Origin of the sequence: Arcobacter sp. F155 (genome assembly GCF_004116455.1) — a bacterium.
Classification (GTDB): Bacteria; Campylobacterota; Campylobacteria; order Campylobacterales; family Arcobacteraceae; genus Halarcobacter.
The window spans coordinates 471,661-496,377 of the sequence record NZ_PDJU01000001.1 but is presented as its reverse complement, the minus strand read 5'-3'; the positions used below and the strand labels follow the sequence as shown (position 1 = coordinate 496,377).

Sequence of the window (24,717 nt, the reverse complement as noted above, 5' to 3'; positions counted from 1 at the left end):
GAAAATACTTCCCTATTATTTTTGCTTGCAGTTTTAAAGCATAGATCATTACTATTAGGAATATAAACACTATTCCCATACCTAATGCCATAAACTTTACTGCTTCCGCAATTAAGTTTGTTTCCATATTACTCCCCGTGGTTACCATCGTGTAATTTGTATTCTAATTCTATAGAAACTTTGCTTTAGTAAAATTTATTTTGAAGAGTATATTATTATAAATTTTGGAATTTAAAATTATTATTAGTTTTTATAATATTTTTTTACCAACAACTAATAATAAATTATCAAATTTTAGTAATAAATTCATTACAGAGTTTGTTGCTTTAGTAATTTTTGCTGACATTTTTAAGTCCTTTTATAAAAAATATGTCAAAATTCTATAGTTTTTTTTCAAAACCCTTGAAAAATATTGCATTTTGTAATATAATTAAAAAAAGGAGAAATAATGTTAGCTGTACCTGAAATAATTGAAAAATTAAAAGATATTATAAGTAAAGATGGAAAATCAGGAAAAGTTTTTGATAAAGATGTTGCAGGAGCATTGGATTTAAGTCAAGTGAATTTTGCCACTATGAAGAATAGAGGAAAGATACCTTTTTCAAATATTTTAGATTTCTGTGCAAGAAAAAAAATATCAATTAACTGGTTACTATACAATCAAAATCCAGGATCATTAGTTGATTCTACAGATAAGTACTGGATAAGATACTACCCTGAAGTAAGAGTAAGTGCTGGTGGTGGAGCTTATGAAAATGATGATGAGTATGAAAGTTTAGAAGTTCCTCCATATTTTATAAATATGCTAGGTGGACAAGAGAATCTTAAAAATATTGAAGCTATTAACGTAGTAGGGGACTCTATGGAGCCAACTTTAAATAGTGATAATGTTATTTTTATTGATAAAAGTAAAACAGATGCATCAAGAGATGGTATATATGCATTTACTACAAACCATGGATTATTTGTAAAAAGAGTACAAAAAAGAGTTGACGGAAAACTTGATATAATATCGGATAATAGGGACTATCCTGTACAAATATTAGCAGATAATGAACTTAATGTAGTTGGGAAAGTTGTAAGTACTTTTGGTATGATTTACTAAAAGTACTTATATCAAAGTAGGTTCGTTATTTTCTTGAGATACTTGTTCGTATAAAGTATCATAGTTTAAACCAACAAAGTATGCTGCATTAAAAGAGTTTTTCTTTAAAAATGCTTTTATATTTGAAATAGAAGTTAAATGAATATATTCAATATTTTCACTATGAGTCTCTTCTTCAAAAGAGAAGTATAAGATTTTTGCATATTTATATTTATTTCTTAAATATTTAATCTCTTCTTCTACTAACTCTTTATTTTCTTGAGCTAATAAAAACTTATCAGTTCTTCCATAATCAGTATGATTGATTAGTTTATCTACAAAAATAGGTCTTAGTTTATTAAATCTTTTTAATTTATTTAAATCTGCGTCAAAACCTAAAAAACTATATACATCTAAAAACTCTTTTAAATATAAGCTAGGTATTTTAATTTTAGGAAAATATCTATCTTGATAAGAAAAAGTTGTTTCAAAAATAGAGTGTTCAATTAGGTTTTTTATTTCATACTGTTTAGTATTAAAATCAAAATTAACTGGATAAATATCATCAAGTGTTTTTTGACATGAACATATTATTGTATCATTATCTTCAATATCATCAATAAATTTAAAAAGTTTTGATAACTCTTTAGGGATTAATTTGATTTTACTATGACTATTAGGTTTCTTAAGTATTTCAAATAAGTCATAACTAACACTATTACAATAAAAGGCAGTAAGTTTTTTATTTGAAAGTTGAAATCTTATTAGTTTAACAATTGCTTCATTAAGATTAGGAACTTTTATCCATGCAATTTCATTGTCAATTATTTGTGTATTTTCATCAACAATTAGTCCAAAAGCTCCATTTTCAAGTGCTTCTTTGATATGTTCTTTATTTTGAACAATAAAAAGGTCACCTTCTTTTACTTTTCTTGGATTAGTTTTAATTGAATATATAAAAGAGATTGATGGTTGGTTTAATAACCTACCATCAATAATATCTAATAAAGATGTAATTTGCACTAGCTTATTTTTGTCCCATTAGTTTTTGGTTTTTCTGGTCTTATTAGACATAAACCATCTTCATCTTTTGCTGCAAGAAGCATACCTTCACTTAACATACCCATTAGTTTCGCTGGTTTTAAGTTTGCTACAACACAAGCTTGTGTACCAACTAAACTTTCCGCAGAATAGAACTCTTTAATTCCTGCAAGTACTTGTCTAGGTTTTTCTTCTCCAACATCAACTTGAAGTTTTAGAAGTTTTTTAGATTTTGGAACCTCTTCGGCCTCTACAATTGTACCAATCCTTAAAGTTGTCTCAAAGAATTGATCAATAGTAATTAAGTTGTCTTCTTCTTGAGTTTCTTTCTTTTCTTCTTTTTTAGAAGGCTTTTTCTCTTCTACTTCAGTTTTTGAAACTTCTGTAGGTTTTGCTTGTTCTAATAAAATCTCTTCAATTCTTGGGAAAAGTTGTTCTACTTTTGTAATAGTTGTTTCACCAATTAACTCTTTATTTACAATAAGTTTATTATATGACTCATTGTTGATTTCAAGCCCTAAAGAAGTTGCAATTTTAGCAATTTTTTCTGGCATAACAGAGTCTAAAAGTAGGGCAACCTTAGCCATGATATTAGTAATTAAAGCAACTAATGCCATTGCTTCTTCTGTTTTTCCATCTTTCATTTTAGCCCAAGGTTCATGGTCACCAATAGCTTTGTTTGCAATAGTTAAAATTTTCCAGATATCTTCTAAGTATCTATTTAATTGCATATTAAATACATATTTTTCTACATTGTCTAAAATCTCTTGAACTTCATTTAACTCTTTTTCATGATATTTTACAACATCTTTAGAATCAATTTTAAAGTCAAAATATTTTCCAGACATACCAGAAATTCTATTTAAAAGGTTTCCTAAATCATTACCTAAATCAGAGTTGATTCTATCCATTAAAGCTTTTTGAGAAAAATCTCCATCTTGTCCAAATGGAACTTCTCTTAACATGAAGTATCTAAATGCATCTAAACCATAAGCATCTGCAACCTCTTTTGGATCAACAACATTTCCTTTAGATTTAGACATTTTTTCACCATCTCTTGTCCACCAACCATGTGCTGCAATATGATCTGGTAATGGTAAGTCTAAAGACATTAAGAATGCTGGCCAATAAACAGAGTGGAATCTTAAAATATCTTTTCCAACTAAATGAACTTTAGCAGGCCAGAAATCCATATTTTTTTCATCTCCACCGTAACCTAAAGCAGTAACATAGTTCATAAGTGCATCTAGCCAAACATACATTACGTGTTTTGGTTCATTTAAAGATTCTGGAAGTTTTACACCCCAGTCAAATGATGTTCTTGAAATAGAAAGATCTTTTAATCCACCTTTTACAAAGTTCATGATTTCATTTTTCTTTGCTCTTGGTAAGATACAGTCTTCATTCTCTTCATACCATTTAATTAGCTTATCTTCATACTTTGATAGTTTGAAGAAATAACTCTCTTCTTTAACAATATTTGTAGGTTTACCACAGTCTGGGCAGAATTGTTCATCTACAAGTTGTTTTTCTGTAAAGAATGTCTCACATGATACACAATAGAAACCTTCATACTCACCTTTATAGATATCACCTTTTTCATACATTTTTTCAAAGGCTTTTTGAACACCAAGTTTATGCTCTTCATCAGTTGTACGAATGAACTTATCATAAGTAATATCAAAATCATCCCAAAGTTTTCTAAACTTCCCTGATACTTCATCAGCATACTCTTTTGCAGTTTTTCCTCTAGCTTCTGCACTTTGAGCAATTTTTTGTCCGTGCTCATCTGTTCCTGTTAAAAAATATGTGTTATATCCAGTTAGTCTTGAGTATCTTGCTAACATATCTGCAATAATTGTTGTATATGCATGACCGATATGTGCTACATCATTTACATAATAAATAGGAGTTGTAATATAAACATTTTTACAAGAGTTTTCCATATAAATACCTTCTTCTTTTAATTAAAATTCAAATCCACCGCCAGAGCCTTTATTCATAGACTCATAAACAGCAATTACATATTTTTTTCTTAGTTCACAATCAAAAAACTTTTCACAAAAGTTATTGTCTGGCTGACAAGATTGTTTATTGTGTAAAGACATTTGACAACTATTTAGTTCTGTCTTTACTTTTTCTAGGTTTAATTCCCATTGGTCTTTTTGTTGGTTTTCAGACATGATCTTTATAAACTTCTAAAACTCTATTAATTTCATCGTTTGAACCAAAAAAACATGGACTAGTATCATGAATATGAGTTGTAGATATTTCTAAAACTCTATTTTTACCGTCAACAGCTTTTCCTCCTGCAAATTCATATGCTAAGGCAAAAGGGAAAACCTCAAATAGTTGTCTTAATTTACCCTTTGGTTTATCTGTTGTTCCTGGATAAGAAAATAATCCTCCACCTTTTAAAAGGATTTGGTGTAAATCCGGAACCATACCACCTGAATATCTTAAGTAATAACCTGCATCATACATACTATTTACAAGCTCTTTGTGGTGTGTTGGCCAACACATTTGAGTAGAACCAGTTGCAGTTAATTTACCTTTTTCTTCAAGTTTAATATCTTTTATATAATTAAATTCATCATCAAAAAGTCTATATAGTTTTACACTATTTTCATAGGCAATTACCATTTCTACTCTTGGTCCAAATACTACATAAACTGAAGCAACAATATTGTCTCCAGTAAAATCGTTTTTATAAATACCATAAATAGAACCAACTGAAAGGTTAACATCAACTAATGAAGACCCATCTAAAGGATCATAAGCTATTAAATATTCTCCATCTTCATTTAAATCAACAATATTTTCTTGTTCTTCACTAACAATTGATTTAATCGAAGGAATAGTTGCAAAAACCTTTTCGATGATAACATCACTTGCAATATCAAGTTTTAATTGTGTATCACCAGTAGAGTTTTCATTTTCACTTTTTGCTGTATCACCTAATTCTATTACGTCTTGTATTTGTTTACTAGCTTCTTTTATTGCTTCAAATATTTCTTGCATTAAACTCTCTTTGCATTGTTTTCAATCCAGTTGATTATCTCTTCTGGGTTATTTAAGTCTAGTTTATCTAAGTTAGAAGGAATTTCATTTTCATTGATAGTTTCATCAAAAGCTATTGAGTTACTATATTTAAAATAAGATTCGTCTACTTCGTCTCTAAAGATTGTAATTCTTGGTAGAGGAAGAGTTTTTAATCCTTCAACTAGTAAATAATCAAAATCTTTAAAAGTTTCAATTATTTCATCGATTGATGAAGTTTCATTTTTAAAATATGTAGTTCTTTTAGGACTTACTACCGCAACATCAGCACCTGTTTCAAAGAATCTGTAACTATCTTTTTTAGGTATATCAAAAGTTGCTTTATTTCCCGGGTCATGTTTTACAATACACACCTTATGTCCCATCTCTTGTAAAAGAGTAGAAACTTTAATAATAAGTGTAGTTTTTCCGCTGTTAGACGGGCCACTAAAAGCAACTGCAAGTTTTTTATATTGATTATTCATGGGGTAGATTTTATCTAAATATATGTTAAAGTAAAATTAGGGTAAGATGCCATCTTACAATAATTTAGGATGTTTTTTATGAAGATAATTAGTAGTTTTTTTATACTATTTTTAGCTCTGTATTTTACAGGTTGTGCAGATAAGACAAGTGCATTAAATCATTTTGAAAATGATAAATTAAGTGCAAAAGCAATTCAATACACAAAAAAGCGAGACTTATTAAATAATAATGAAGTTGAGGCTTTGATTTTTGTTACATATTTAAATAATGTAGATGAAAAGTATAAGAGTGATAATATTGAAACTTTTATTCTTGGAGTTCAAATAGCAAATAAAGATAATGAGAACTTTTTCAAAGACTCTTATAAATTAGTTTTAAATGAAAAAGAATCAGTAAGTTTAAAAGGTTTAGATGCAAACTCTACTTTAGTAAACTCTATACCACTAAAAAACCCATGGGCTAGGTATTATTTAGTAAAGTTCAATAACAAAGAAGAGTTAAGAGAATTAAACTTAGAGTTTATTCATACTAAATATGGAACTGCTACTTTAAGCTTTCAAAAATAGAAGATAATTTTATCTTCTTTTTTTCTTTTTTAATATTGTTATTGATATAGAAATAATAATTTAAAACAAACTCTTCAAGTTTTTCATCAGAGATAAACTCAAAAATAAGACTTTTATCTATCTTTTCCTTTAATTTATAATTTTTTTCTAATAACTTTAAAGTATCATTTTTATTTTCTAAAGTTAAATACTTTAAAATAGGATTCATGTTTTTATCTTCTAAAAGCTCTTTATTTAGTAAAGAGATACTTTTTTCTAGAGCTAAACCATGGTTATAGAAGTTTTTTACATCTTTAAGTTTATAATTTTGATTTAATAGACCAATATTAAACTCTTTTGAAATAAATTTATTATCAAAGTCTGAGTTTACTTGAATTAAAGAGTAAAGAAAAGCTTTTGTTTCTAAAGATAATTTTTTTGTATTCTTTTTAAACTCTATATTTTTTGTTTGAGCAAAACTTAAAAGTTTTTTCTCTTCTAAAAGTTCATTTGCAAGAATTGTATATAAGTCTACTTTTGTATTTAAAGATATATCTTTTAAATAAGTTTCATTTTTTGAAGTCTTATATAACCAGAATAAAACTTTATTGATATTCTTATCATCTGTTTTATTTAAAGCATTTTGTAAAAAAGTAGTAGCTTTATTTGTTTTTTCAAGGGCAAATGCATTTAATCCTAACAAAAAAGATGAGTTTGCATTTAAGTTTGAATCATCAATAGCTAAAAATGAATCATTTACAATATCAAAGTTTCTATTTGTAATGTTTTGTTTTAAATACTTTTCAAAATTTACTTTATCTTGGTAAATTCTAAAAAATGTTTTTCTAGGTAGTCTATAGTTAAAATAGTTCTCTTTGAACTCTACTGGCAAATTAAAATATAAGTCATAAAATGAGTTGCTATCTAAAGTAATAATTTTTGTAAAAGGAATAGCAGAAGATAAAACTTTTAAATTTTTTGCAAAAAGAGGGTATTTTTCTGATGTTTTATTTATAAGTTGATTTAACTCTAAAGAGTTCAATTTAGAGGCTTCTTTATAGTCTAATCCAATTTTAATACAATCTGCATAAGAGCTAAGTAGTTGCTTTGTTGGCATATTCATACATTGAACTACAGCTAAGGTTTCATCATGTTTATACTTTAATGCAAAGTTAGTAAATAGTTTTGTATTCATAGAATCAATATATGATAGTGATTCATAAGCTTGCTCTTGTGTAATAGAGGGTTGCTTTAAAAATTCATTTAAAAGAAAGTCTCTTTTAAGACCTTTCTCTTCTTTTTTAATTGTTTCAAGAGTTAAAAACTCTTTTTTAGTATCTACTGCTTCATTTGAAAAAGCAAGTGAAGATAAAAGAGTTATTAATAGAAGAGAAGAGGGCTTCATATTACATTCCCATAAAAAGTTTACCTAAGAATGTCTCTAGGAAGATTAATGCAAAAATTAAGATAATTGGTGCAAAATCCATTCCTCCAAAAACTGTAGGAATAAATCTTCTTACAAGGTTATAAGCTGGTTCTGTTAATCTATGTAGCATTTGTACAATAGGATTATATGGGTCAGGTCTTACCCAAGAAAGGATAGCTGATATTATAATAACCCATTTATATAAAAATACAATACTTAAAACTACAGTAAAAACTGAACTTAGTAGGGCATCCATCATTTTGTAATTTCTCCTAAATAGTTTTTAATTAAAGGATAAACTTCTGAAAGATCAATCTCTTTAGTTTGTCCTGTAAGAATATAAGTTAAAGGCTTTAAAAGTTTTTCCTCTTTTAATTGTGTTTTATCAGTAAGATATTGATTAAACTCAGCAAAACTGTCAATATAAGGAGCATCATTTATAGCTAACTTTAATTCTACAAACTCTTCTTCAAAACCTTCACATGTAGATTTTGGTGCAAATACTAAGTCTATTTTCTCTTTTATCTCTTTAATAGTTGATGTTTCAGCTAAGAATAGTTTTCCAAGTTTTCCAATATCATCATCTGCAAAACCTAAAATCTTTGAAAATCTCATGTTATCTATATGAGAAAGATGTTTTTTATTAATCTCTTTTAGTTTCTCAATATCAAAGTTTACTGCTTCTTTTGAGATGTTTTTTATATCAAACCACTCTACAGCTTCTTCTAATGTAAAAATCTCTTTTGGTGTTTCATTTCCAAGAAGAACTAAATAGTTTGCAATAGCTGCAGGAAGGAAACCTTCATCAATAAGCTGTTTTACAGAAGAGTATTTTGAGTCTACATTTACACTTGGAACGTGTGTAAACTCTATTTCCTTATCATAGTTTAATAGCTTTCTTACATGTATTTGTTTTGCTGCATCATCTATATTATCTTCTGATGTAATAATAGTAGAAATATTAAATAACATATCATCAACAGCATGTGCATAGTTATGTGTTGGCATTTTATCTTGTCTTAGAATAGGGAACGAATCAACACTAGAAGGAGTATATGTTAGCTTTCCTTTTAAAAGATCATTAAATACTATCTCTACCTCTGGCTTTTTTATTCTAACAATAAAAGGAGAATTAACATTTAAAACTGTTTCATCAGAAAGAGTTTGACAAAAACCATCATATTCATAAGGTTTATTCTTCTTTTTTGCTTCTTCTTTTAGTTCTTCAATTTTTGCATCAGAGCAAAAACATGCGAAAGCATTTTTTTGTCCCATAAGTTGCATAGTAAGTTTTTGATGATATTTCAGATTATCACTTTGGTGAAAAATTCCCTCATAACCTATAGAAAAAAGATTTAGAAGTTCTAAAAGCTCTTTGTCTTTTCCTTCTATAGTCTTTTCTTTGTCTGTATCTTCTATTCTAATTAAAAGCTTTTCATTTAATTGTTTAGAAACAATATGATTAAATATTGCTACTCTTAAATCACCTATACTCATATCTTTTGTTGGACTTTGTGCAAATCTTAACAAATTACTTCCTTACTATTGAAAATGATAATTTTTTGATCTCATCATGAGATTTTATATATTCGTTTAAATCGTCTAAATTAAGACTTTGTATTTTCTCTAACTCTTTTTGCGAGTGATCAAATTCTAAACCTCTATAAAATAGAGTAAAGGCTCTATGTAGTCTTTGAGATAATGTTTCAGTTCTTAAAGGCTCACTTCCTAAAATAAAGTTTTTAGCTGCATCTAACTCTTCTTGCGTTACACCTTTATTTACAAACTCATTTACAATTTGAGAAACTAACTCTTTTGCTTCATCAGCACTTTCAAGTTTTGTTTGTAAATATCCAGTAAAGTAGTTGTGAGATTTATTTATTGAAACATATCCATATGCAGAGTAAGCTAAACCTCTTTTAACTCTAATCTCTTCCATAAGTCTACTTCCAAAACCACTTCCACCTAAAATAAATGAAGCTACTTTTGCTTTATAGTTATCTTCATTTTTTGCTGTTGTTTCAAAAGGACTTCCAAAATATATGTATGCTTGTTGAGTCTCTTTTTTAAGTGTCTTTACTTGTGCTTTATCACTTGTTTTTACTGTTTTAAATTTATTACTATTTTTAGCTTTTATATTTTTTAATAGTTTTTTTAGTTTTACTGAAAGCTCATCAAACTCTATATCACCACCTACAACAACAATTAAGTTGTTCAAATCAATTGCATTGTCTAAAAACTTCTTAATATCAGCAAGTTTAATCTTTTCAATTGATTCAATACTACCACTTGATGGATTTTGTAAAGCTGTTCCTTCAAAAAGAATTTCTTTTAAGTTTTTACTAGCAATGTAGTCAAAATCATTCTCTTTTCTTTTTAATGACCCTGTTTTAATAGTTTTAATTTTATCTAATACTTTTTTATCATAATTTGGGTCATTTAGTAGCTCTTTTAATAAAGATAAGGCTTTATCATTTACATCTTTTATTGAAGAAAGCTCTATAACAAATGTCTCAAAGCCAACAGAAGAGTGTAATGAAATAGCCGAATCTTCTAACTTTTGAGCAAACTTAGTAGAACCTAACTTTTTTGTTCCTTCATTTAGAAGTTTTGCTGAAAGTGATGCTAAACCACTTTTATTTTTATCTTGCATATATCCAGAGTTTTTAAATACAAGTTGTAAATTTAATATTGGTAAATTTTTATCTTGTTCAAAAACTACAGGTATTTCAATATTATTTATTTTTATTTGCTTAACTGTAGCAGACATTAAATATCCTTGAATTAATAATAGTAGTAAAAAAGATTTAAAGAGGTTCATTTAGTTAAAACCTCTCTAAAATCTCATAAGCAGTGTTTCTTTTTGCTGGGTTTTCACCAACATCATGGATTAATTGAATCATTTCATCTTGATTCATACAATTTGTAGCTCCTGCAGCTGCAACTACATTTTCTTCCATCATTGTACTTCCTAAGTCATTTGCTCCAAATTTAAGAGCCATCTGACCAATATAACTTCCTTGAGTTACCCAAGAACTTTGAATATTTGGAAAATTATCTAAATATAGTCTTGAAACAGCAAGTAGTCTTAAGTATCTATTTGATGATTGAGGCTTTAAATCAGGAATCTCTTCTTTTAGCTTTGTATTTGCACTTTGGAAAGACCACATAATAAAGGCTCTAAAACCACCTGTTTCATCTTGTAGTTGTCTAATTCTATTCCAATGCTCAATAATCTCTTCATCTGTTTCAACTGTTCCAAACATCATTGTAGCAGTTGTTTTCATACCAATTGAATGAGCTAATCTATGAACTTCTAACCAATCATCAGTATCAATTTTTCTAGGAGCGATTACATCTCTAACTCTATCTGATAAAATTTCAGCGCCAGCTCCTGGAATTGAGCTTAAACCCTTTGCTTGTAGTCTTTTTAAAACTTCTAATCTTGAAATTTTTGAAACTTTTGCAATATAACAAATCTCAATTGCAGAGAATGAGTGTAGGGTGATTTGAGGGAATTTTGTATGAATATGCTCAACTAATTCTTCATAATAATCAATTTTAAGCTTTGGATGAACACCACCTTGCATAAGTATTTGTGTTCCACCAATCTCTAATAACTCTTCAATTTTCTTATCAATTTCATCAAATTTTAATACATAAGCATCATCATCTCTTCCGTGTCTATAAAAAGCACAGAATTTACAGTCTACCCAACAAACATTTGTATAGTTAATATTTCTATCAACTACAAAAGTTGTGATTTTTTCAGGGTGTAACTGTTCTTTTTTCTTAGAAGCTAAATCACCTAATTTTACTAAAGAAGCATTTTTAATTAAATCTAATGCTTCTTCTTCTGTGATTCTTCTATCAATAATATCCATTTTTTTTACCATAAATTATCCAATTTTTTTATTTTTAAAAACTAGACCCTAATGAGAACTCAAATGATGATGTATCATCACCTGACTCATCATCCAATGGTTGAGCAAAAATCAGTTGTAATGGACCAAATGGCGAGATCCACTCAAAAAGTGCACCTGTTGAAGATCTTTTAATATCTGACATATTATCTTCACCAATCATACCATAATCATAGAATACACCCCATCTCATCTTAGCTTGTGGAGATAGAGGGAAACTCATTTCTACTGATGTTGCTGCCATGTTTTTATAAGGGTCAACTTTTTCACCAGATTCATTTTTAGGGAAGGCATAAGACTTAAATCCTCTTAAAGATTTTGTACCACCTAAGTATAATGAATCACCTTGATTGATTTGACCATTATCCACAAGGAAGTTTGCTTGTAGCTTATATCTAAAAATCCAATCTAAATCATAAAGATCGTTTAAAGAATAGAAGTATTTAAAGTAAGATAAACTTTTAAGATACTCTGAGTCTCCACCTAATCCTGCAAACTCTAAAGAAGAACCAGCTTTAAATCCACTTCTTGGTAATAAGTAGTCATCTGTGTTATCAAAGTTAACAAAAGGAGTAATAGAACTAGTTACATAATCTGTATCTTCAAACCTTTTACTTTCAGGAACTCCTGCATCATCTTCATAATCATACTCTTCTTTAATAAAGTCAAGTCTATATCTAGCACCAACTCTTAAGTTTCTAATTAGCTCTTTACCAACTCCTACAGAGAAACCTTTTACATCTTTATCTAATTCATATTTAGAACTATCAATTTCAATGTTGTCTGAGTGAATATCTAAATCACCACTATATTTACTATCAGCAATAGCAGGATTTCTAAGTTTAATAGAAAGGTCAGTTTTTCTTTTTGATAAATCAACAGAAACACCTAAAGAAAGACCAGAACCAAAGATATTATTATCTACAATAGAACCATTAATCATAAATCCATCATATGAACCATATCCACCACCAAGGATGATATTTCCTGTTGCAGCTTCTTTAACCTTTACAACTATATCCATCTTATCAGCAGAAACTCTTTTTTGCTCAATTAGAACATCTTCAAAGTATCCTGTTCTTTTTAGTTTATTTTTTGAGTCAGTATAATCTGTAAGGTTAAATAAATCTCCAGGAGCTAAATAAACATCTCTTCTAATAACTCTATCAAGTGTTCTTGTATTTCCAGAGATTTTAACATCTCTAATAAATACTTTTTCTCCAGGAATAACATTAAATACTAAATCAGCAGTTCCATTTTTCTCATCTTTTTTAATATCATATTTAACTTGTGCAAATGCATAACCCTTATCAGCAACTAAAGTTTTGATATAGTCAGCATCCTTTCTAAGTCTTTTAATATTAAAAGTTCTGCCTTTTCTTAGTTTTAACTCAGGATAAATGTCTTCAGGTTTTACAATCTCAGAATTTACATAGATTGCAATATCATTTACATTATATTGTCTACCTTCTTCAATATAAAAGTCAAGCTCAGCTTGATTTGAAGAGAAATCTACTTCTAAGAAAGGATCTTTTACTTTTGCATCTAAGTATCCATTTTCAAAATATACTTCTTGTATTCTTTTACTATCATATTCTAATTGCTCTGCAGCTAATTCACCACCATTTTGAGTGATAAACCATGATGCGAACTCTTCTTCTTTGTTTGCAGTTGCTGGTTCAAAGTCACCAGAGTCAAGGTTTTCAGAACCAAAATAGTTTACTTTTTTAATGATGATTTCATCACCTTTGTTTACACTAAAAGTAATTGCTACTGAGTCTTCATTTAAGTGTTCTACTTCTGCTTCAACAACAGAGTTAATATAACCTTCTCTTTCTAATTCTTTTAAAAGTTTCTCTTTTGCATTTCTAACTCTTTTGTCAGAATACATATTTCCTTTTTCAAGACCTATTTGCTTTCTTAAAATGTCAAGATCATCTTCTCTAGACTTATATCCAGTGATATCAACATTTGCAATCGATGGTTTTTCATCAAATACAAATTGAAGCTTTCCATTGTCTATATTAACTTTAATGTCTTCAAAGTAATTAAATTTATAAAAGTCTTTTATAGCTTTATTTACTTTTTCAGTACTAACTTCATCACCAACTTTTAACTTTAAAGTTTCATTTGCAACTGGTAAAGAAATTTTTGTTAAATTTACATATTCAATTGAAGTAATTTGTTCAGCTTGTAGAAGTGAAGCTAACGTGATAGATAATAAGATACTTTTCTTTTTCACAGTTATCCTTATTTTTAATAATTAAAGCTAAAATATATCTAAATAAACTTTATAGGATGTTTAAGATATAATCGCTTTTTAAATATATTTTAAAGGTTATAAAATTGAATATAGGTATTATTGGTTTAGGATTAATGGGCGGTTCTTTCGCTAAAGCAGTTAAAAAATACTCAATAGCTACAAAAGTTTATGGATTTGCAAGAAGTGAAAAGTCTAAAAAAGAGATAGAAGAGTTAAATTTAGTTGATGAGTTAACAGATATCAAGACGATAAAAGATAATTGTGATTTAATAGTTCTTGCTATTCCAGTTGATAATATTATTTCTATGATGCCAGAATTTTTGGATATAAAAGATAAGACAACAATTATGGATTTAGGGTCAACGAAAGAGTTTATTATAAAAAATGTTCCTGCTAAAATTAGAAAAAATTTTATTGCAGCTCACCCAATGACAGGAACTGAAAAATCGGGACCAAAAGCAGCAATTGATAATTTATATGAAGGTAAAACAGTAGTTTTATGTAATCTTGAAGAAAATGAAAATCAACATGTAAATAAGGCATTTAAAGTATTTCAAGAAATAGGTATGAGAATTGTTGCAATGGATGCAGATGAACACGACATTCATGCTTGTTATATGTCTCACTTACCCCATGCAATTTCATACTCTTTAGCAAATACTGTTATGGGACATGAAGATCCAAAATCTATTATTGCTTTAGCAGCAGGTGGATTTAAAGATATGAGTAGAATTGCAAAATCAAGTCCTGATATGTGGACAGATATTTTTAAACAAAATAGAAAAAATCTTTTAGCATCTATCGATTTATTTGAAGACCACATGAAAAAGGTGAGAAAAATGGTTGAAGAGGAAGATTATTCAGATTTAAAAGAGTGGATGAAAAAAGCAAACACACTACATGAGATTTTATAAAATCTCTTGTGTGTTAATAGCTTCTTGAACTTTAATTGCCTGATAATGTTCTTTTACATCATGGCATCTAATAATAGAAGCTCCATAGTTTATAGATTCTAAATGTATCGCTAAAGTTCCAGGAAGTCTTTGCTCTGTAGGTGTTTCTACAATCTTATTTATCATTGATTTCCTACTAGCTCCCATTAAAAGCTCATATCCAAAGTGTTTAAAATGCTCTAGATTTTTTATTAGTTTTAAGTTGTGTTCTAAAGTTTTTCCAAAACCAATTCCAACATCTAAAACAATATCTTCAATTCCAAAACTTTTTGCTTTTTCAATTCTTTGTTTAAAAAAGTCATCAATTTCTTGAATCAAATCATCATATACAGGGTTTTCTTGCATAATAGTTGGATCTTTTTGCATATGCATAATTACAACTTGTGCATTATATTTTGAAGCTACTTTACAAACTTCATCGTTTGCTAAACCTGTTATGTCATTAACTATTGAAAAGCCGTTTTCTAAAGCATATTCCAATACTTTTGGTTCATATGAATCTAAAGAAAATTTAGCTTTTTCAAAAAGCTTTTCTTTATAAATAACATCAATAATAGGTTTTGCTCTTTGAAGTTCTTCTTCCCAAGAAACAGCAATACTTCCTGGTCTACTAGAGACTGCTCCAATATCAATAATGCAAGCACCATCTTCAATCATTTTATTTATTCTAAAACTAGCATCAGATTCATTAAAACGGCTATTTTGAAAGAAAGAGTCTTCATTTGCATTTAAAACACCCATTATTTTTGTTGGATATTTTTTAGAAGGGATAAACTCTTTTAAGTTTTTTGCAAACTCTTTTAATCCAAAAGGTTGAGCTAACTCTTTTCTACTTAAAACTTCAAGCTGCTTTGTTGTTGCAATTAATATTCCATCAACGTATTTTTCTTTTGCAGTTATAACACCAGTAGGTACTGCTAAATCTGCTCCAATAGAAAGAGAGTCTTGTTTTAAGATATTTGCTGCACCAACATGCATGTTTTTTATTAAAATTGTATGTAAAGATGATTTCTTTGATAAAATAGAAATACCACCCTTATCACAGCCTAGAGATTCATATACTTTTTTAGCATCCCAAATAGCTATTTTTTGTAGTGTCATATTAAACCCTATGTTTTCTATTTATTATTGTTAGAAGTAGAGTAGTTAAAACGTTTATTGGTCTAGAGTTTAGATTTAATAGTTTTATTGATTTAGAAAAAAGTTCTAATTCATTTTGTGTTAGTTCTATGTTTTCTTTGTTTACTTTTAAAAGTAGACTTTCAACAAAAGAGATAGACTCTTTTTTATCTATTCTTTGATTTTGTTTTAAAAATTCATAAACATCTTTTAAATCAAGTTTTCTTATATCTAAGGATAAATCTTCTTTTTTCAAGCCACTTTTTAAAATCTTATGAGGCATTCTAGAAAAGATTGTAGGTAGAATAGTTGATTTAGAGTTTGTAATTATTATAAAAACAATATTTGAAGGTGGTTCTTCTAATATTTTTAAAAGTGAGTTTTGTGCTTCATTTCTAAAGATTTTTCCACAAAGAAAAATATATTTCTTTTCATTTGTTGAGATATATGCTTCTTTTATAGTAGCATTTGCTTGAGCTAATTGAAACTCCTCTTTCTCTTCATTTCTAATTACTCTTACATTATGTTTCGAGTAAAAAGGCAATAAAGAGTTAAGAGTCTCATCTATATCATTTACTATTAAGATATGAGCTGTTTCAATTTTTTCGTTTATCATTAATGTTCTACGTTAATCTCAGCAAAAAGTGCAGCACTTAATGTTTTATCATAAAGTCTAAACATCTGAAGAAGTTTCATATCTAAAGCTTCATCATTGTTTTTTAGGTTAAATGCATCTTGAACTTCTTCATCAAAAATCCAAAGAAATGAGTTCTTTGAAAACTTTGGTAAAATAGCTCTTGCATCTTGACTTCTACCAATATACCAAAAACAGTAACCATTTGGAAAAGATATATTAAGCATATCTTTTATGAAATTTATTTCATCTTCTGTTTTTACTTCATCTAAATCTTTATAAAAAGACTTAAAGTTATAAAAAGGTAAAAAAGGTCTGTTTTTCTTTTGTGAATTGATATGTGTTAATACATACTTTAAAAACCAATCTCTATCACTATCAGTGATAACTAAAACAGAACGACCTTTTTCTAAGATATTAGTAACTGATTTAGAAACTAAAGGTACCCATTCATACTTTTTTTCTTCTAACCAAGGAGAAATAAGCCTATCTTCTCTAATTGTGTCAACTGTCCAATTTAGAAATTCTTGCACTGTTATTTATCCAAGTTATATGCGTCGTGTAAAGTTCTAACAGCTAATTCTGCATACTTTTCTTCAATAATCATAGAAACTTTGATTTCAGAAGTTGAAATGATTCTGATATTAATATTTTCAGAAGCTAAAGCAGTAAAGGCTTTTGAAGCTACACCTGTGTGAGACTTCATACCAACACCTACAATAGATACTTTACAAATTGATTCATTGTAATCAATATTTTCAGCATCATCTTCAAACTTGTTCATAACTTCTTTACAATTTTCCCAATCTGTTACAGGAATAGTAAAGTCTAAGTCAGTTTTACCATCAACACCAACTGTTTGTACAATCATATCTACATTAATATTTGCGTCTGCAAGAGCTGTAAAAATAGATGAAGCAATTCCTGGTCTATCTGTAACTCCATACATACCAACTCTTACTTGGTTTTTATCTAATGCAATACCACTTACAACTGGTTTTTCCATAATATTCTCTTCCTTAGTTATTAATGTACCTTCAACTTCTGGCGTAAAGCTGCTTCTTGATACTAAATTTACATTTAATTTTTTCGCCATCTCTACTGATCTATTTTGTAATACTTTCGCACCTAAAGAGGCTAACTCTAGCATCTCATCATAAGATATTTTATCTAGTTTCTTAGCTTTTGGTTCAATTCTTGGGTCTGTAGTATAAATACCATCAACGTCAGTATAGATTTCACAAACATCAGCTTCAATAGCACCAGCAATAGCAACAGCTGTTAAATCTGAACCACCTCTACCTAAAGTAGAAACTCTACTTGAATCTTGTGTTACACCTTGGAAACCAGCAACAATGATAATTTTGCCTTCATTAATTGCATTTTTCATATTAGTTGTATCAATAGATTCAATTCTAGCTTTCATATGTGCATTATCTGTAACAATTCCAGCTTCTCTACCACTCATAGAAGTGGCTTTGTATCCTTGTTCGTTTAAAGCAATAGAAAGTAGGGCAGAAGTTACTCTCTCTCCTGAGCTTAAAAGCATATCTATTTCATTTGCAACAGGATTTTTTGAAAAATTACCTGCATATTCTAATAATTTATTAGTCTCACCACTCATTGCAGAAACAACTGCAATAACATCATGACCTTCATCTCTTATATTCTTTATTATATTGGCTACATTCTGTATTCTTTCAAGTGTTCCTACACTTGTACCGCCAAACTTTAAAACTTTTAACATCTTTTTAAATAAAACCCTCTTTTTTGAAATATTTTAAAACCTGCTTATATACTGTTCTTTTGAAGAATGTTATATAATCATAAATATTCTCAGTTGGAACAAATTTAAATTCACTAAACTCTGGTATTTCAGTGTTTATATCTATTTTTGCACCTTTTTTTAACTTAACTAAGTAATATTTTTGAATTTGACCATCATAAGGGTGCATTTTCTTAGCAATCACAGGAGGAAAATCATAGCTTACCCATTTTGGATATTCTGCAATTATTTCAACATCCCTTGTGCCTATTTCTTCTTCAAGCTCTCTATATAGTGCTTCATTAGGTTGTTCACCTTCATCAATTCCACCTTGAGGAAACTGCCAAGCATTTTCTACATCTGTTCTTGAAGCTATGAAAATCTCACACTTTTCGGGATATTTTGCTGATAATACTATTGCCGCTACATTAGGTCTGTAATTTTTTTTATTTTTATTATCTTTCATTTCTTTATCAGTCATAAATATTTTTTCCCTTATAATTAGCCAGATATTATAATAAACTTAGGATTAAAAATTGCTTTTATACTTACATATACCTTTTTGCGACAGCAAGTGCCACTATTGTGCTTTCAACTCATATACAACTAAATTTAATCTAAAAAAAGATTATATGAAGGCTTTAAATAAACAACTAAAACATGATTTAGAAAAAAACTGTCAAAATAAAAAATTAGAGACTATCTTTTTTGGAGGAGGAACTCCAAGTACAATAAAACCAAAAGACTATGAAGAAACTTTTAAAATATTAGAAAACTATATTGATGAAAATACAGAAATAACAACTGAATCAAATCCTAATTCTGCCACAAAAGAATGGCAAAAAGAAATGAAAAATTTTGGAGTAAATCGTATTAGTTTTGGAGTACAAAGTTTTCAAGAAAATAAGCTAAAAGAATTAAATCGTGCACATAATGCTAAAAGTGCTATAACTGCTATACAAAATGCCTCTTGTATAGGTTTTGATAGTATTAACTGCGATATAATTTACGGTTTTAAAACTGACACATTAAATAATATTAAAGAAGATTTAAAACAGGCTTTTTCTTTGCCTGTGACTCATTTAAGTGCTTACTCTTTAACCTTAGAAGAAGGAACAAAATTCTTTAATAAAAGTGAAGTAAAAATTGATGATGAAGAGTTGTCTTATAAGATATTTGATTTTATAGAAAAGAATGGTTTTACTCAATATGAAATATCAAATTTTGCAAAAGATAAAAGTTTCCAATCAAAACATAATTTTGGATATTGGGAACACAAAGAGTACTTAGGAGTTGGAGCAGGAGCAGTTGGATATGTAAACAATAGAAGATATTATCCAAATAAGGACTTAGATGAGTATATCAAAAATCCAACTTCATATGAAATAGAAGATTTATCAAAAGAAGATATAAAAGTAGAGAAAGTACTTTTAGGTTTTAGATGTATATTAGGAGTTTCTTTATCAATATTTACAGCTGAGGAATTAAAAAGAGTAGAACATTTAATAAAAGAAGAAAAAATATATATAAAAGATAAGAAAGTCTATAACAAAAACTTTCTTTTGGCAGATGAGATTGCTCTTTATATATTAGAATAAACTCTTTTTGATATAATATCGCCTTTATATATAATAAGGATATAAATGACAATAAAAGAAGTTGTAAGAAACTATTCTAAACAATTAAGAGATGTTACTCATATTCCAGCTAAAGAAGTTGAGATATTAATATGTTATATTTTAGAAAAAAACAATATATGGTTACATCTTAATTATAATAATGAGTTTAGTGAAATAAAACAATTAGAAAAATTAGTAGAAAAAAGAAAAAAAGATTATCCTTTAGAGTATTTAATTAAAAGGGCATCTTTTTATGGAGAAAGTTTTCTAGTAAAAGAGAATGTATTAATTCCTAGACCAGAAACAGAACTTCTTGTTGATAATGCCGTTGAAATTTTAAAAGATACTAAAAATAAAACAGTTTTAGAAATAGGAACTGGTTCTGGGATTATTTCTGTTATGTTAGCTCTTTTAATAAAAGAGATAAAAATTATAGCAGTTGATATAAATGATGATGCACTTGCACTTGCAAAAGAGAATGCAAAAAAACATAATGTAGAAGATAGAATCACTTTTATCAAAAGTGATTTATATACTAATATTAGTGAAGATGAAGAGATTTTTATGACAATTTCAAATCCTCCATATATTGCAAATAACTACAAGCTTCCAGCAAATGTAAAATATGAACCTAGAAATGCACTTTTTGGAGGAGAAGTTGGAGATGAATTATTAAAAAATATCATTGAAGAAACTTCAAAAAGAGATATAAAATATCTACTTTGTGAAATGGGATATGATCAAAAGAAACCTTTAGAAAACTATTTAAATAATTTTGAGATTAAAGATTACTCATTTTATCAAGATTATGAAAAGTTTGATAGAGGTTTTACAATTGAGTTTAAATAAATATAAAATTAAAAGGAGAACAAATGTTTAAAGAGTTTGATTTAACAGATTTAGAAAATAGTAAAAATAGATTAGAAGAGATTTTAGAAGATAGTAAAAAGAAAATTGAAGAGATATTAAAAATTGAAAATAAAAGTTATGAAAATTTTGTAAAACCATATGAAGAAGTAGGGGAGAGGTTAAGTGATTTTGTTACACCTATCTTTCATATAGATTCAGTTAAAAATTCAGAAATAACGCAAAAAGTTTACGAAGAGTGCCTTCCTTTAATCTCAAACTATGAAACTGAGATATCTCAAAATGATAATATTTATAGATCTTTAAAAGATATACAAGATAATAGTTATACAAGTTTAAATGATATACAAAAAAAAGTACTTGAAAATGAGATTAGAGATTTTGAATTAAGTGGTTGTCATTTAAATAACGAAATTAAAGATAGACTAAAAGAGATAAATTTAAGACTAAGTGAATTGTCTCACAAGTTCTCACAAAATCTTATAAATGCAACAAATGCTTATGAAATGATTTGTGAAGACTATGAAGATGTAAAAGAGATTCCTGCTTCAGATTTAGAGTTTGCAAAGTTTGAAGAGGATGGAAAAACTAAATATAAGTTTACTCTTCAAATGCCATCTTATTTAGCTTATATTACTTATGGAAGTAATAGAGAAAGAAGAGAAGAAATATATAAAGCATACTCGACAAGAGCACCTGAGAATGGAAAAATAATTGAAGAAATCCTTTCTTTAAAAGATGAAAAAGTAAAAATTTTAGGTTTTGAAAACTATGCTTCATACTCTCTTTCAACTAAAATGGCCAAAAAAGAAGAAGAGGTAATTAGTTTCTTAGAAGAGCTTGCAAAAAAAGGTAAAGATAGAGCATTAGAAGAGATAGAAGAATTAAAAGTATATGCTTCAAAAGATGGAATTTCTGATATAAAAAGTTTTGATTTAGCTTATTACAGCGAGAAGTTAAAAGAAGAAAAATATGATATTGATGAAGAGTATTATAGACCTTATTTTGAGAAAAACTCTGTATTAAATGGCTTCTTTAGCTTTTTAAATAAAATCTTTAATGTAGAATTTGAAGAAGTAAAAGATGCAAAAGCTTGGGATAAAGATGTATTAGTTTGTAATATAAAAGAAAACTCAAAAGTCTTTGCAAGAATATATATTGATTTAGAAGCTAAAAAAGAGAAAAGAGGTGGTGCTTGGATGAACAATTGGCACTCACACTATGTAGATATGGATGGAAACAAGAAACTTCCTACAGCATATATAGTATGTAATTTCCCACAATCAAAAGAGGGTGTTCCTTCATTATTAAGACACTCTGATGTAGTAACACTATTCCATGAAATGGGTCATGCATTACATCATCTATTTAGTAAAGTGCCTGAAGCCTTTGTAAGTGGAATTGCAGGGGTTGCTTGGGATGTTGTTGAGTTCCCATCACAATTCCTTGAATACTTCTCATATGATAAAGAAGTATTAAAAATGTTTGCTAAACATTATCAAACAGGTGAAGTATTAGATGATGAAGCAATTGATAAATTAATTGAGGCAAGAAACTTTCAATCTGCACTTGCAATGTTAAGGCAAATTGAGTTTGCACTGTTTGATTTTAAATTACATCAAAAGCTATACAAAACGGAAAGTGAAATACAGGGTTTATTGGATAACATAAGAGAGAACTATGCCGTAATAAAGCCACCAAAGTACAATAAGTTCCAAAATGGATTTGCACATATCTTTGCAGGAGGATATGCAGCAGGATATTACTCTTACAAATGGGCAGAAGTATTAAGTGCAGATGCATTTTATATGTTTATTGATTCAGGAAAAGTATTTAACAAAGAATTAGCGATGAAGTACAAAAAAGCTATTTTAGAGAAGGGTGGTTCACAAGATATGGACAAATTATTCTATGAATTTGCACAAAGAGAGCCAAGTGTTGATTCTTTATTAAAAATTGATGGAATTATTAGCTAGTTTTTGTAATAATATCGTTTTTAATTAATAATAGAATTTTATAAGGGTTATTTAAATGACAAACGCAGAAACAATCGCAAAACTTAATGAAGCTTTAGAGAAACTAATAGTTGCATATGAACAATTACAAAACTCTTATGATCAGCTACAAGATGAACATAATACACTAGAAAATGAAAACGAAAAACTAAACAGCGAAAATAATAAACTTAAAGATAAGATCTCAGCTTTAGAAGCTGAGACTAGAAACTTAGAAGATAACTTAAACAACTTACAAGATAGTAGTGAGAAGGACTCTTCAAATATTAACTCTATGTTAAGTAAAATTGAAGGTCTTCTAAGTAAAAAAGCACATCCAGAAAAACATAACTATGATGAAGACACTTCTAAAGTTAGAGAAACAATACAAGAAGTAATAGTAGATAAAAAAACTGATTCTCCAGCAATAAATACTACTAACTCTTCAGAAAATGATGAAAAAGATGATAATAAAGAGTCTTCTTCTAATAATGGCTCTTCATCAGAGAAAATCGATTTAAATAGAATGGCATCATTACTAAATGGGTTTAATAACTAAAAAAGAAAAATGATACTTCTATTAAATAAAGATTCTCTATTCTCTACATTTGGGGTTGATTCCTTTCAAAGCTTAGACTCTGCAATAAATAGTATGGCTCCTTCAATGGTAGATTACTATTTATCAGATCTTTCAAATGGAATGGATGATAGCTATTTAAATAAAAGAAGTATTCAAGATAGCATAACAACTGGAGACTTTTCTTTATATTTAGACTATGATGAAGAAGTTTACTTGGAAATAGAAGAATCAAATACTTCTTTAGAGCTTGAAACAGGTTCTTTATGGTAAACACAACTACTAACTAATCCATAAGGTTAGTAGTAGCTTTTAATCTCTCTTTATCAAAGTGTGTATATATTCTAGAAGTATTTATATCTGCATGACCTAAAGCTTCTTGAACCAAGATAAGATCATGATGTTTTTGGTAAAGTAGGGTTGCAAAAGAGTGTCTTAACATATGTGCACCGTTTTTCTCTTTTCTAATACCTGCTAAAGTTAATATATTTTCAACAATTCTACTAACATAAGCTTGTGTTAGCCTATTTCCTTTTTTATTACAAACAACATAGTCTTCATCACAAACCCTTTGATTTAGCCAGTTTTGTAAATCATTTTCAATAATTTTTGTTTTAATCATAGCAATACGAGGTTTATTTCCTTTTCCTCGAACTTGTAATACATAAACATCATCCTCTTTGTATAAATCTCTTAATCGTAAGTTTAACATTTCAGAAACCCTAACTCCTGTATATATTATCATTTTTAGAATAACTCTGTTTCTATAAATAGTATCTGCTGAAAACTCATACTCATCAATTGCTTTTAAAAATCTATCAATTTCATCCTTATTCATATGAGCAGGCAATTTAGTTCCAGATTTACCACCAAGTCCTGCCCAGTTTTTTAATTCAATTTTAAATTGATATGAGCTTCCATCGTCATTTTCATTTTGTTTGTCTATATAAGAAAAGAAGTTAAGTAGGGCAATTCTATGATTTTTCTTACTTGCATCAGATAAACCACTTGTATATGAAGCTAAAAAATCAATAAGCAACTCTTCATCAATCTCTTTCATAGATGCTGGTCCAAATGTCTGTAAAAACTCATATAGTTTTGCAAGGGGGTTAAAATATGTATTTATTCCTGTTAAACCAATATTTCTTGCTTGTTTAACTAAATCTCTTAATTCTTCAATTGTTTTATTTCCACGAATTAAAACTTGCAATATATTTGCAAATCTTTCTTTATCATTAACTTGTGTATTAGAAAGTGTTGTTAGTTTATTTCTTATAAATAAAGAGAGCCAAAAACAGTAGGTTTTGTTAAAACTGTTTTCAAAATCAAGTTCGTATCTCATGTAGTGCCTTTATACTTATTAGTAGTATAATAGCAAAATA

26 protein-coding genes are annotated in these 24,717 nt (G+C 28.2%); 8 read left to right on the top strand and 18 right to left on the bottom strand.

Annotation, left to right across the window (positions count from 1 at the left end; translation table 11 throughout):
* A partial coding sequence (locus CRV03_RS02490; protein WP_258238984.1) for an OadG family protein occupies nucleotides 1-127 on the bottom strand: 127 nt, incomplete at its 3' end.
* Nucleotides 128-448: 321 nt separating this feature from the next.
* Between CRV03_RS02490 and CRV03_RS02485 the strand changes: the two genes are divergently transcribed.
* Complete coding sequence (locus tag CRV03_RS02485) at nucleotides 449-1,105, top strand: S24 family peptidase (protein WP_129083558.1); 657 nt, start codon at nucleotides 449-451, stop codon at nucleotides 1,103-1,105.
* Between the two features lie 6 nt (nucleotides 1,106-1,111).
* On the opposite strand, the gene CRV03_RS02480 is transcribed toward CRV03_RS02485, so the two are convergent.
* The 5 genes from CRV03_RS02480 to mobB are packed head-to-tail and all read right to left on the bottom strand — an operon-like array spanning nucleotide 1,112 to nucleotide 5,649.
* A complete protein-coding gene (locus CRV03_RS02480; RefSeq protein ID WP_129083557.1) occupies nucleotides 1,112-2,107 on the bottom strand; it encodes a peptidoglycan synthetase in 996 nt (331 codons plus the stop codon).
* The gene (metG, locus tag CRV03_RS02475; RefSeq protein ID WP_129083556.1) at nucleotides 2,107-4,071 is read right to left on the bottom strand and encodes a methionine--tRNA ligase; all 1,965 of its coding nucleotides are present in this window, start codon (nucleotides 4,069-4,071) and stop codon (nucleotides 2,107-2,109) included. Before metG ends, CRV03_RS02480 begins: the two co-directional genes overlap by 1 nt.
* Before the next feature lie 21 nt (nucleotides 4,072-4,092).
* A complete protein-coding gene (locus tag CRV03_RS02470) occupies nucleotides 4,093-4,308 on the bottom strand; it encodes a hypothetical protein (RefSeq protein WP_129083555.1) in 216 nt (71 codons plus the stop codon).
* Nucleotides 4,301-5,146 carry a class 1 fructose-bisphosphatase gene (locus CRV03_RS02465; RefSeq protein WP_129083554.1) on the bottom strand — a complete coding sequence of 282 codons (846 nt, stop codon included), beginning with the start codon at nucleotides 5,144-5,146 and terminating at the stop codon, nucleotides 4,301-4,303. Before CRV03_RS02465 ends, CRV03_RS02470 begins: the two co-directional genes overlap by 8 nt.
* A complete protein-coding gene (gene mobB / locus CRV03_RS02460) occupies nucleotides 5,146-5,649 on the bottom strand; it encodes a molybdopterin-guanine dinucleotide biosynthesis protein B (RefSeq protein WP_129083553.1) in 504 nt (167 codons plus the stop codon). Before mobB ends, CRV03_RS02465 begins: the two co-directional genes overlap by 1 nt.
* A gap of 78 nt (nucleotides 5,650-5,727) precedes the next feature.
* Here mobB and CRV03_RS02455 point away from each other — a divergent pair, with 78 nt between their 5' ends.
* Nucleotides 5,728-6,216, top strand: coding sequence for a hypothetical protein (locus tag CRV03_RS02455; protein ID WP_129083552.1), 489 nt, complete (start codon nucleotides 5,728-5,730; stop codon nucleotides 6,214-6,216).
* Here the strand turns inward: CRV03_RS02455 and CRV03_RS02450 are convergent.
* From CRV03_RS02450 to bamA, 6 genes are read right to left on the bottom strand one after another with little or no spacing between them, the layout of a single operon-like run.
* A complete protein-coding gene (locus CRV03_RS02450; protein ID WP_129083551.1) occupies nucleotides 6,194-7,600 on the bottom strand; it encodes a hypothetical protein in 1,407 nt (468 codons plus the stop codon). The genes CRV03_RS02455 and CRV03_RS02450 overlap by 23 nt on opposite strands.
* A 1-nt stretch (nucleotide 7,601) precedes the next feature.
* A complete protein-coding gene (locus CRV03_RS02445) occupies nucleotides 7,602-7,880 on the bottom strand; it encodes a YggT family protein (protein ID WP_129083550.1) in 279 nt (92 codons plus the stop codon).
* Nucleotides 7,877-9,151 (bottom strand): glutamate--tRNA ligase, encoded by a 1,275-nt coding sequence (gene gltX, locus CRV03_RS02440; protein WP_129083549.1) that lies wholly within the window; start codon nucleotides 9,149-9,151, stop codon nucleotides 7,877-7,879. The genes CRV03_RS02445 and gltX overlap by 4 nt, the downstream gene beginning before the upstream one ends.
* A 1-nt stretch (nucleotide 9,152) precedes the next feature.
* Complete coding sequence (locus tag CRV03_RS02435) at nucleotides 9,153-10,391, bottom strand: pitrilysin family protein (RefSeq protein WP_129083548.1); 1,239 nt, start codon at nucleotides 10,389-10,391, stop codon at nucleotides 9,153-9,155.
* A 55-nt stretch (nucleotides 10,392-10,446) separates the two neighbouring features.
* Nucleotides 10,447-11,517, bottom strand: coding sequence for a dehypoxanthine futalosine cyclase (locus CRV03_RS02430; protein WP_129083547.1), 1,071 nt, complete (start codon nucleotides 11,515-11,517; stop codon nucleotides 10,447-10,449).
* A gap of 22 nt (nucleotides 11,518-11,539) precedes the next feature.
* Entirely contained in the window at nucleotides 11,540-13,786 is a 2,247-nt protein-coding gene (gene bamA / locus CRV03_RS02425) for an outer membrane protein assembly factor BamA (protein WP_129083546.1), read from the bottom strand.
* Nucleotides 13,787-13,890: 104 nt separating this feature from the next.
* Here bamA and CRV03_RS02420 point away from each other — a divergent pair, with 104 nt between their 5' ends.
* Entirely contained in the window at nucleotides 13,891-14,721 is an 831-nt protein-coding gene (locus CRV03_RS02420; protein ID WP_164968598.1) for a prephenate dehydrogenase, read from the top strand.
* On the opposite strand, the gene folP is transcribed toward CRV03_RS02420, so the two are convergent.
* From folP to CRV03_RS02395, 5 genes are read right to left on the bottom strand one after another with little or no spacing between them, the layout of a single operon-like run.
* Nucleotides 14,716-15,861: a dihydropteroate synthase gene (folP, locus tag CRV03_RS02415; RefSeq protein ID WP_129083544.1), complete on the bottom strand. Its 1,146-nt coding sequence runs from the start codon at nucleotides 15,859-15,861 to the stop codon at nucleotides 14,716-14,718. The genes CRV03_RS02420 and folP overlap by 6 nt on opposite strands.
* Before the next feature lies 1 nt (nucleotide 15,862).
* Nucleotides 15,863-16,495 (bottom strand): DNA polymerase III subunit delta', encoded by a 633-nt coding sequence (locus CRV03_RS02410; RefSeq protein ID WP_129083543.1) that lies wholly within the window; start codon nucleotides 16,493-16,495, stop codon nucleotides 15,863-15,865.
* Nucleotides 16,495-17,046: a HobA family DNA replication regulator gene (locus CRV03_RS02405; RefSeq protein WP_129083542.1), complete on the bottom strand. Its 552-nt coding sequence runs from the start codon at nucleotides 17,044-17,046 to the stop codon at nucleotides 16,495-16,497. Before CRV03_RS02405 ends, CRV03_RS02410 begins: the two co-directional genes overlap by 1 nt.
* A gap of 2 nt (nucleotides 17,047-17,048) precedes the next feature.
* Nucleotides 17,049-18,260, bottom strand: a complete 1,212-nt coding sequence (locus tag CRV03_RS02400; protein WP_129083541.1) for an aspartate kinase — start codon at nucleotides 18,258-18,260, stop codon at nucleotides 17,049-17,051.
* A 4-nt stretch (nucleotides 18,261-18,264) separates the two neighbouring features.
* Nucleotides 18,265-18,759, bottom strand: coding sequence for an RNA pyrophosphohydrolase (locus CRV03_RS02395; protein ID WP_129083540.1), 495 nt, complete (start codon nucleotides 18,757-18,759; stop codon nucleotides 18,265-18,267).
* A gap of 55 nt (nucleotides 18,760-18,814) precedes the next feature.
* Here CRV03_RS02395 and hemW point away from each other — a divergent pair, with 55 nt between their 5' ends.
* Genes hemW through CRV03_RS02370 form a run of 5 tightly spaced genes read left to right on the top strand, consistent with a single transcriptional unit; the run spans nucleotide 18,815 to nucleotide 23,608 of the window.
* Nucleotides 18,815-19,876, top strand: coding sequence for a radical SAM family heme chaperone HemW (gene hemW, locus CRV03_RS02390; protein WP_129083539.1), 1,062 nt, complete (start codon nucleotides 18,815-18,817; stop codon nucleotides 19,874-19,876).
* 45 nt (nucleotides 19,877-19,921) lie between these two features.
* Entirely contained in the window at nucleotides 19,922-20,746 is an 825-nt protein-coding gene (gene prmC, locus CRV03_RS02385) for a peptide chain release factor N(5)-glutamine methyltransferase (RefSeq protein ID WP_129083538.1), read from the top strand.
* Nucleotides 20,747-20,769: 23 nt separating this feature from the next.
* A complete protein-coding gene (locus CRV03_RS02380) occupies nucleotides 20,770-22,740 on the top strand; it encodes a M3 family metallopeptidase (protein ID WP_129083537.1) in 1,971 nt (656 codons plus the stop codon).
* Nucleotides 22,741-22,795: 55 nt separating this feature from the next.
* A complete protein-coding gene (locus CRV03_RS02375; protein ID WP_129083536.1) occupies nucleotides 22,796-23,317 on the top strand; it encodes a hypothetical protein in 522 nt (173 codons plus the stop codon).
* 9 nt (nucleotides 23,318-23,326) lie between these two features.
* Nucleotides 23,327-23,608 carry a hypothetical protein gene (locus CRV03_RS02370; RefSeq protein ID WP_129083535.1) on the top strand — a complete coding sequence of 94 codons (282 nt, stop codon included), beginning with the start codon at nucleotides 23,327-23,329 and terminating at the stop codon, nucleotides 23,606-23,608.
* 13 nt (nucleotides 23,609-23,621) lie between these two features.
* Here the strand turns inward: CRV03_RS02370 and CRV03_RS02365 are convergent, their stop codons facing one another.
* Nucleotides 23,622-24,677 carry a tyrosine-type recombinase/integrase gene (locus CRV03_RS02365; RefSeq protein ID WP_129083534.1) on the bottom strand — a complete coding sequence of 352 codons (1,056 nt, stop codon included), beginning with the start codon at nucleotides 24,675-24,677 and terminating at the stop codon, nucleotides 23,622-23,624.
* Between the last annotated feature and the right edge of the window lie 40 nt (nucleotides 24,678-24,717).

Excerpts from the sequence above, each read along its gene's own strand:
- CRV03_RS02485 (WP_129083558.1), top strand. The coding sequence starts at position 449 with ATGTTAGCTGTACCTGAAATAATTGAAAAATTAAAAGATATTATAAGT.
- metG (WP_129083556.1), bottom strand. The coding sequence starts at position 4,071 with ATGGAAAACTCTTGTAAAAATGTTTATATTACAACTCCTATTTATTAT.
- CRV03_RS02470 (WP_129083555.1), bottom strand. The coding sequence starts at position 4,308 with ATGTCTGAAAACCAACAAAAAGACCAATGGGAATTAAACCTAGAAAAA.
- CRV03_RS02465 (WP_129083554.1), bottom strand. The coding sequence starts at position 5,146 with ATGCAAGAAATATTTGAAGCAATAAAAGAAGCTAGTAAACAAATACAA.
- mobB (WP_129083553.1), bottom strand. The coding sequence starts at position 5,649 with ATGAATAATCAATATAAAAAACTTGCAGTTGCTTTTAGTGGCCCGTCT.
- CRV03_RS02455 (WP_129083552.1), top strand. The coding sequence starts at position 5,728 with ATGAAGATAATTAGTAGTTTTTTTATACTATTTTTAGCTCTGTATTTT.
- CRV03_RS02450 (WP_129083551.1), bottom strand. The coding sequence starts at position 7,600 with ATGAAGCCCTCTTCTCTTCTATTAATAACTCTTTTATCTTCACTTGCT.
- CRV03_RS02445 (WP_129083550.1), bottom strand. The coding sequence starts at position 7,880 with ATGATGGATGCCCTACTAAGTTCAGTTTTTACTGTAGTTTTAAGTATT.
- CRV03_RS02435 (WP_129083548.1), bottom strand. The coding sequence starts at position 10,391 with ATGTCTGCTACAGTTAAGCAAATAAAAATAAATAATATTGAAATACCT.
- CRV03_RS02430 (WP_129083547.1), bottom strand. The coding sequence starts at position 11,517 with ATGGTAAAAAAAATGGATATTATTGATAGAAGAATCACAGAAGAAGAA.
- folP (WP_129083544.1), bottom strand. The coding sequence starts at position 15,861 with ATGACACTACAAAAAATAGCTATTTGGGATGCTAAAAAAGTATATGAA.
- CRV03_RS02410 (WP_129083543.1), bottom strand. The coding sequence starts at position 16,495 with ATGATAAACGAAAAAATTGAAACAGCTCATATCTTAATAGTAAATGAT.
- CRV03_RS02400 (WP_129083541.1), bottom strand. The coding sequence starts at position 18,260 with ATGTTAAAAGTTTTAAAGTTTGGCGGTACAAGTGTAGGAACACTTGAA.
- CRV03_RS02395 (WP_129083540.1), bottom strand. The coding sequence starts at position 18,759 with ATGACTGATAAAGAAATGAAAGATAATAAAAATAAAAAAAATTACAGA.
- prmC (WP_129083538.1), top strand. The coding sequence starts at position 19,922 with ATGACAATAAAAGAAGTTGTAAGAAACTATTCTAAACAATTAAGAGAT.
- CRV03_RS02380 (WP_129083537.1), top strand. The coding sequence starts at position 20,770 with ATGTTTAAAGAGTTTGATTTAACAGATTTAGAAAATAGTAAAAATAGA.
- CRV03_RS02375 (WP_129083536.1), top strand. The coding sequence starts at position 22,796 with ATGACAAACGCAGAAACAATCGCAAAACTTAATGAAGCTTTAGAGAAA.
- CRV03_RS02370 (WP_129083535.1), top strand. The coding sequence starts at position 23,327 with ATGATACTTCTATTAAATAAAGATTCTCTATTCTCTACATTTGGGGTT.
- CRV03_RS02365 (WP_129083534.1), bottom strand. The coding sequence starts at position 24,677 with ATGAGATACGAACTTGATTTTGAAAACAGTTTTAACAAAACCTACTGT.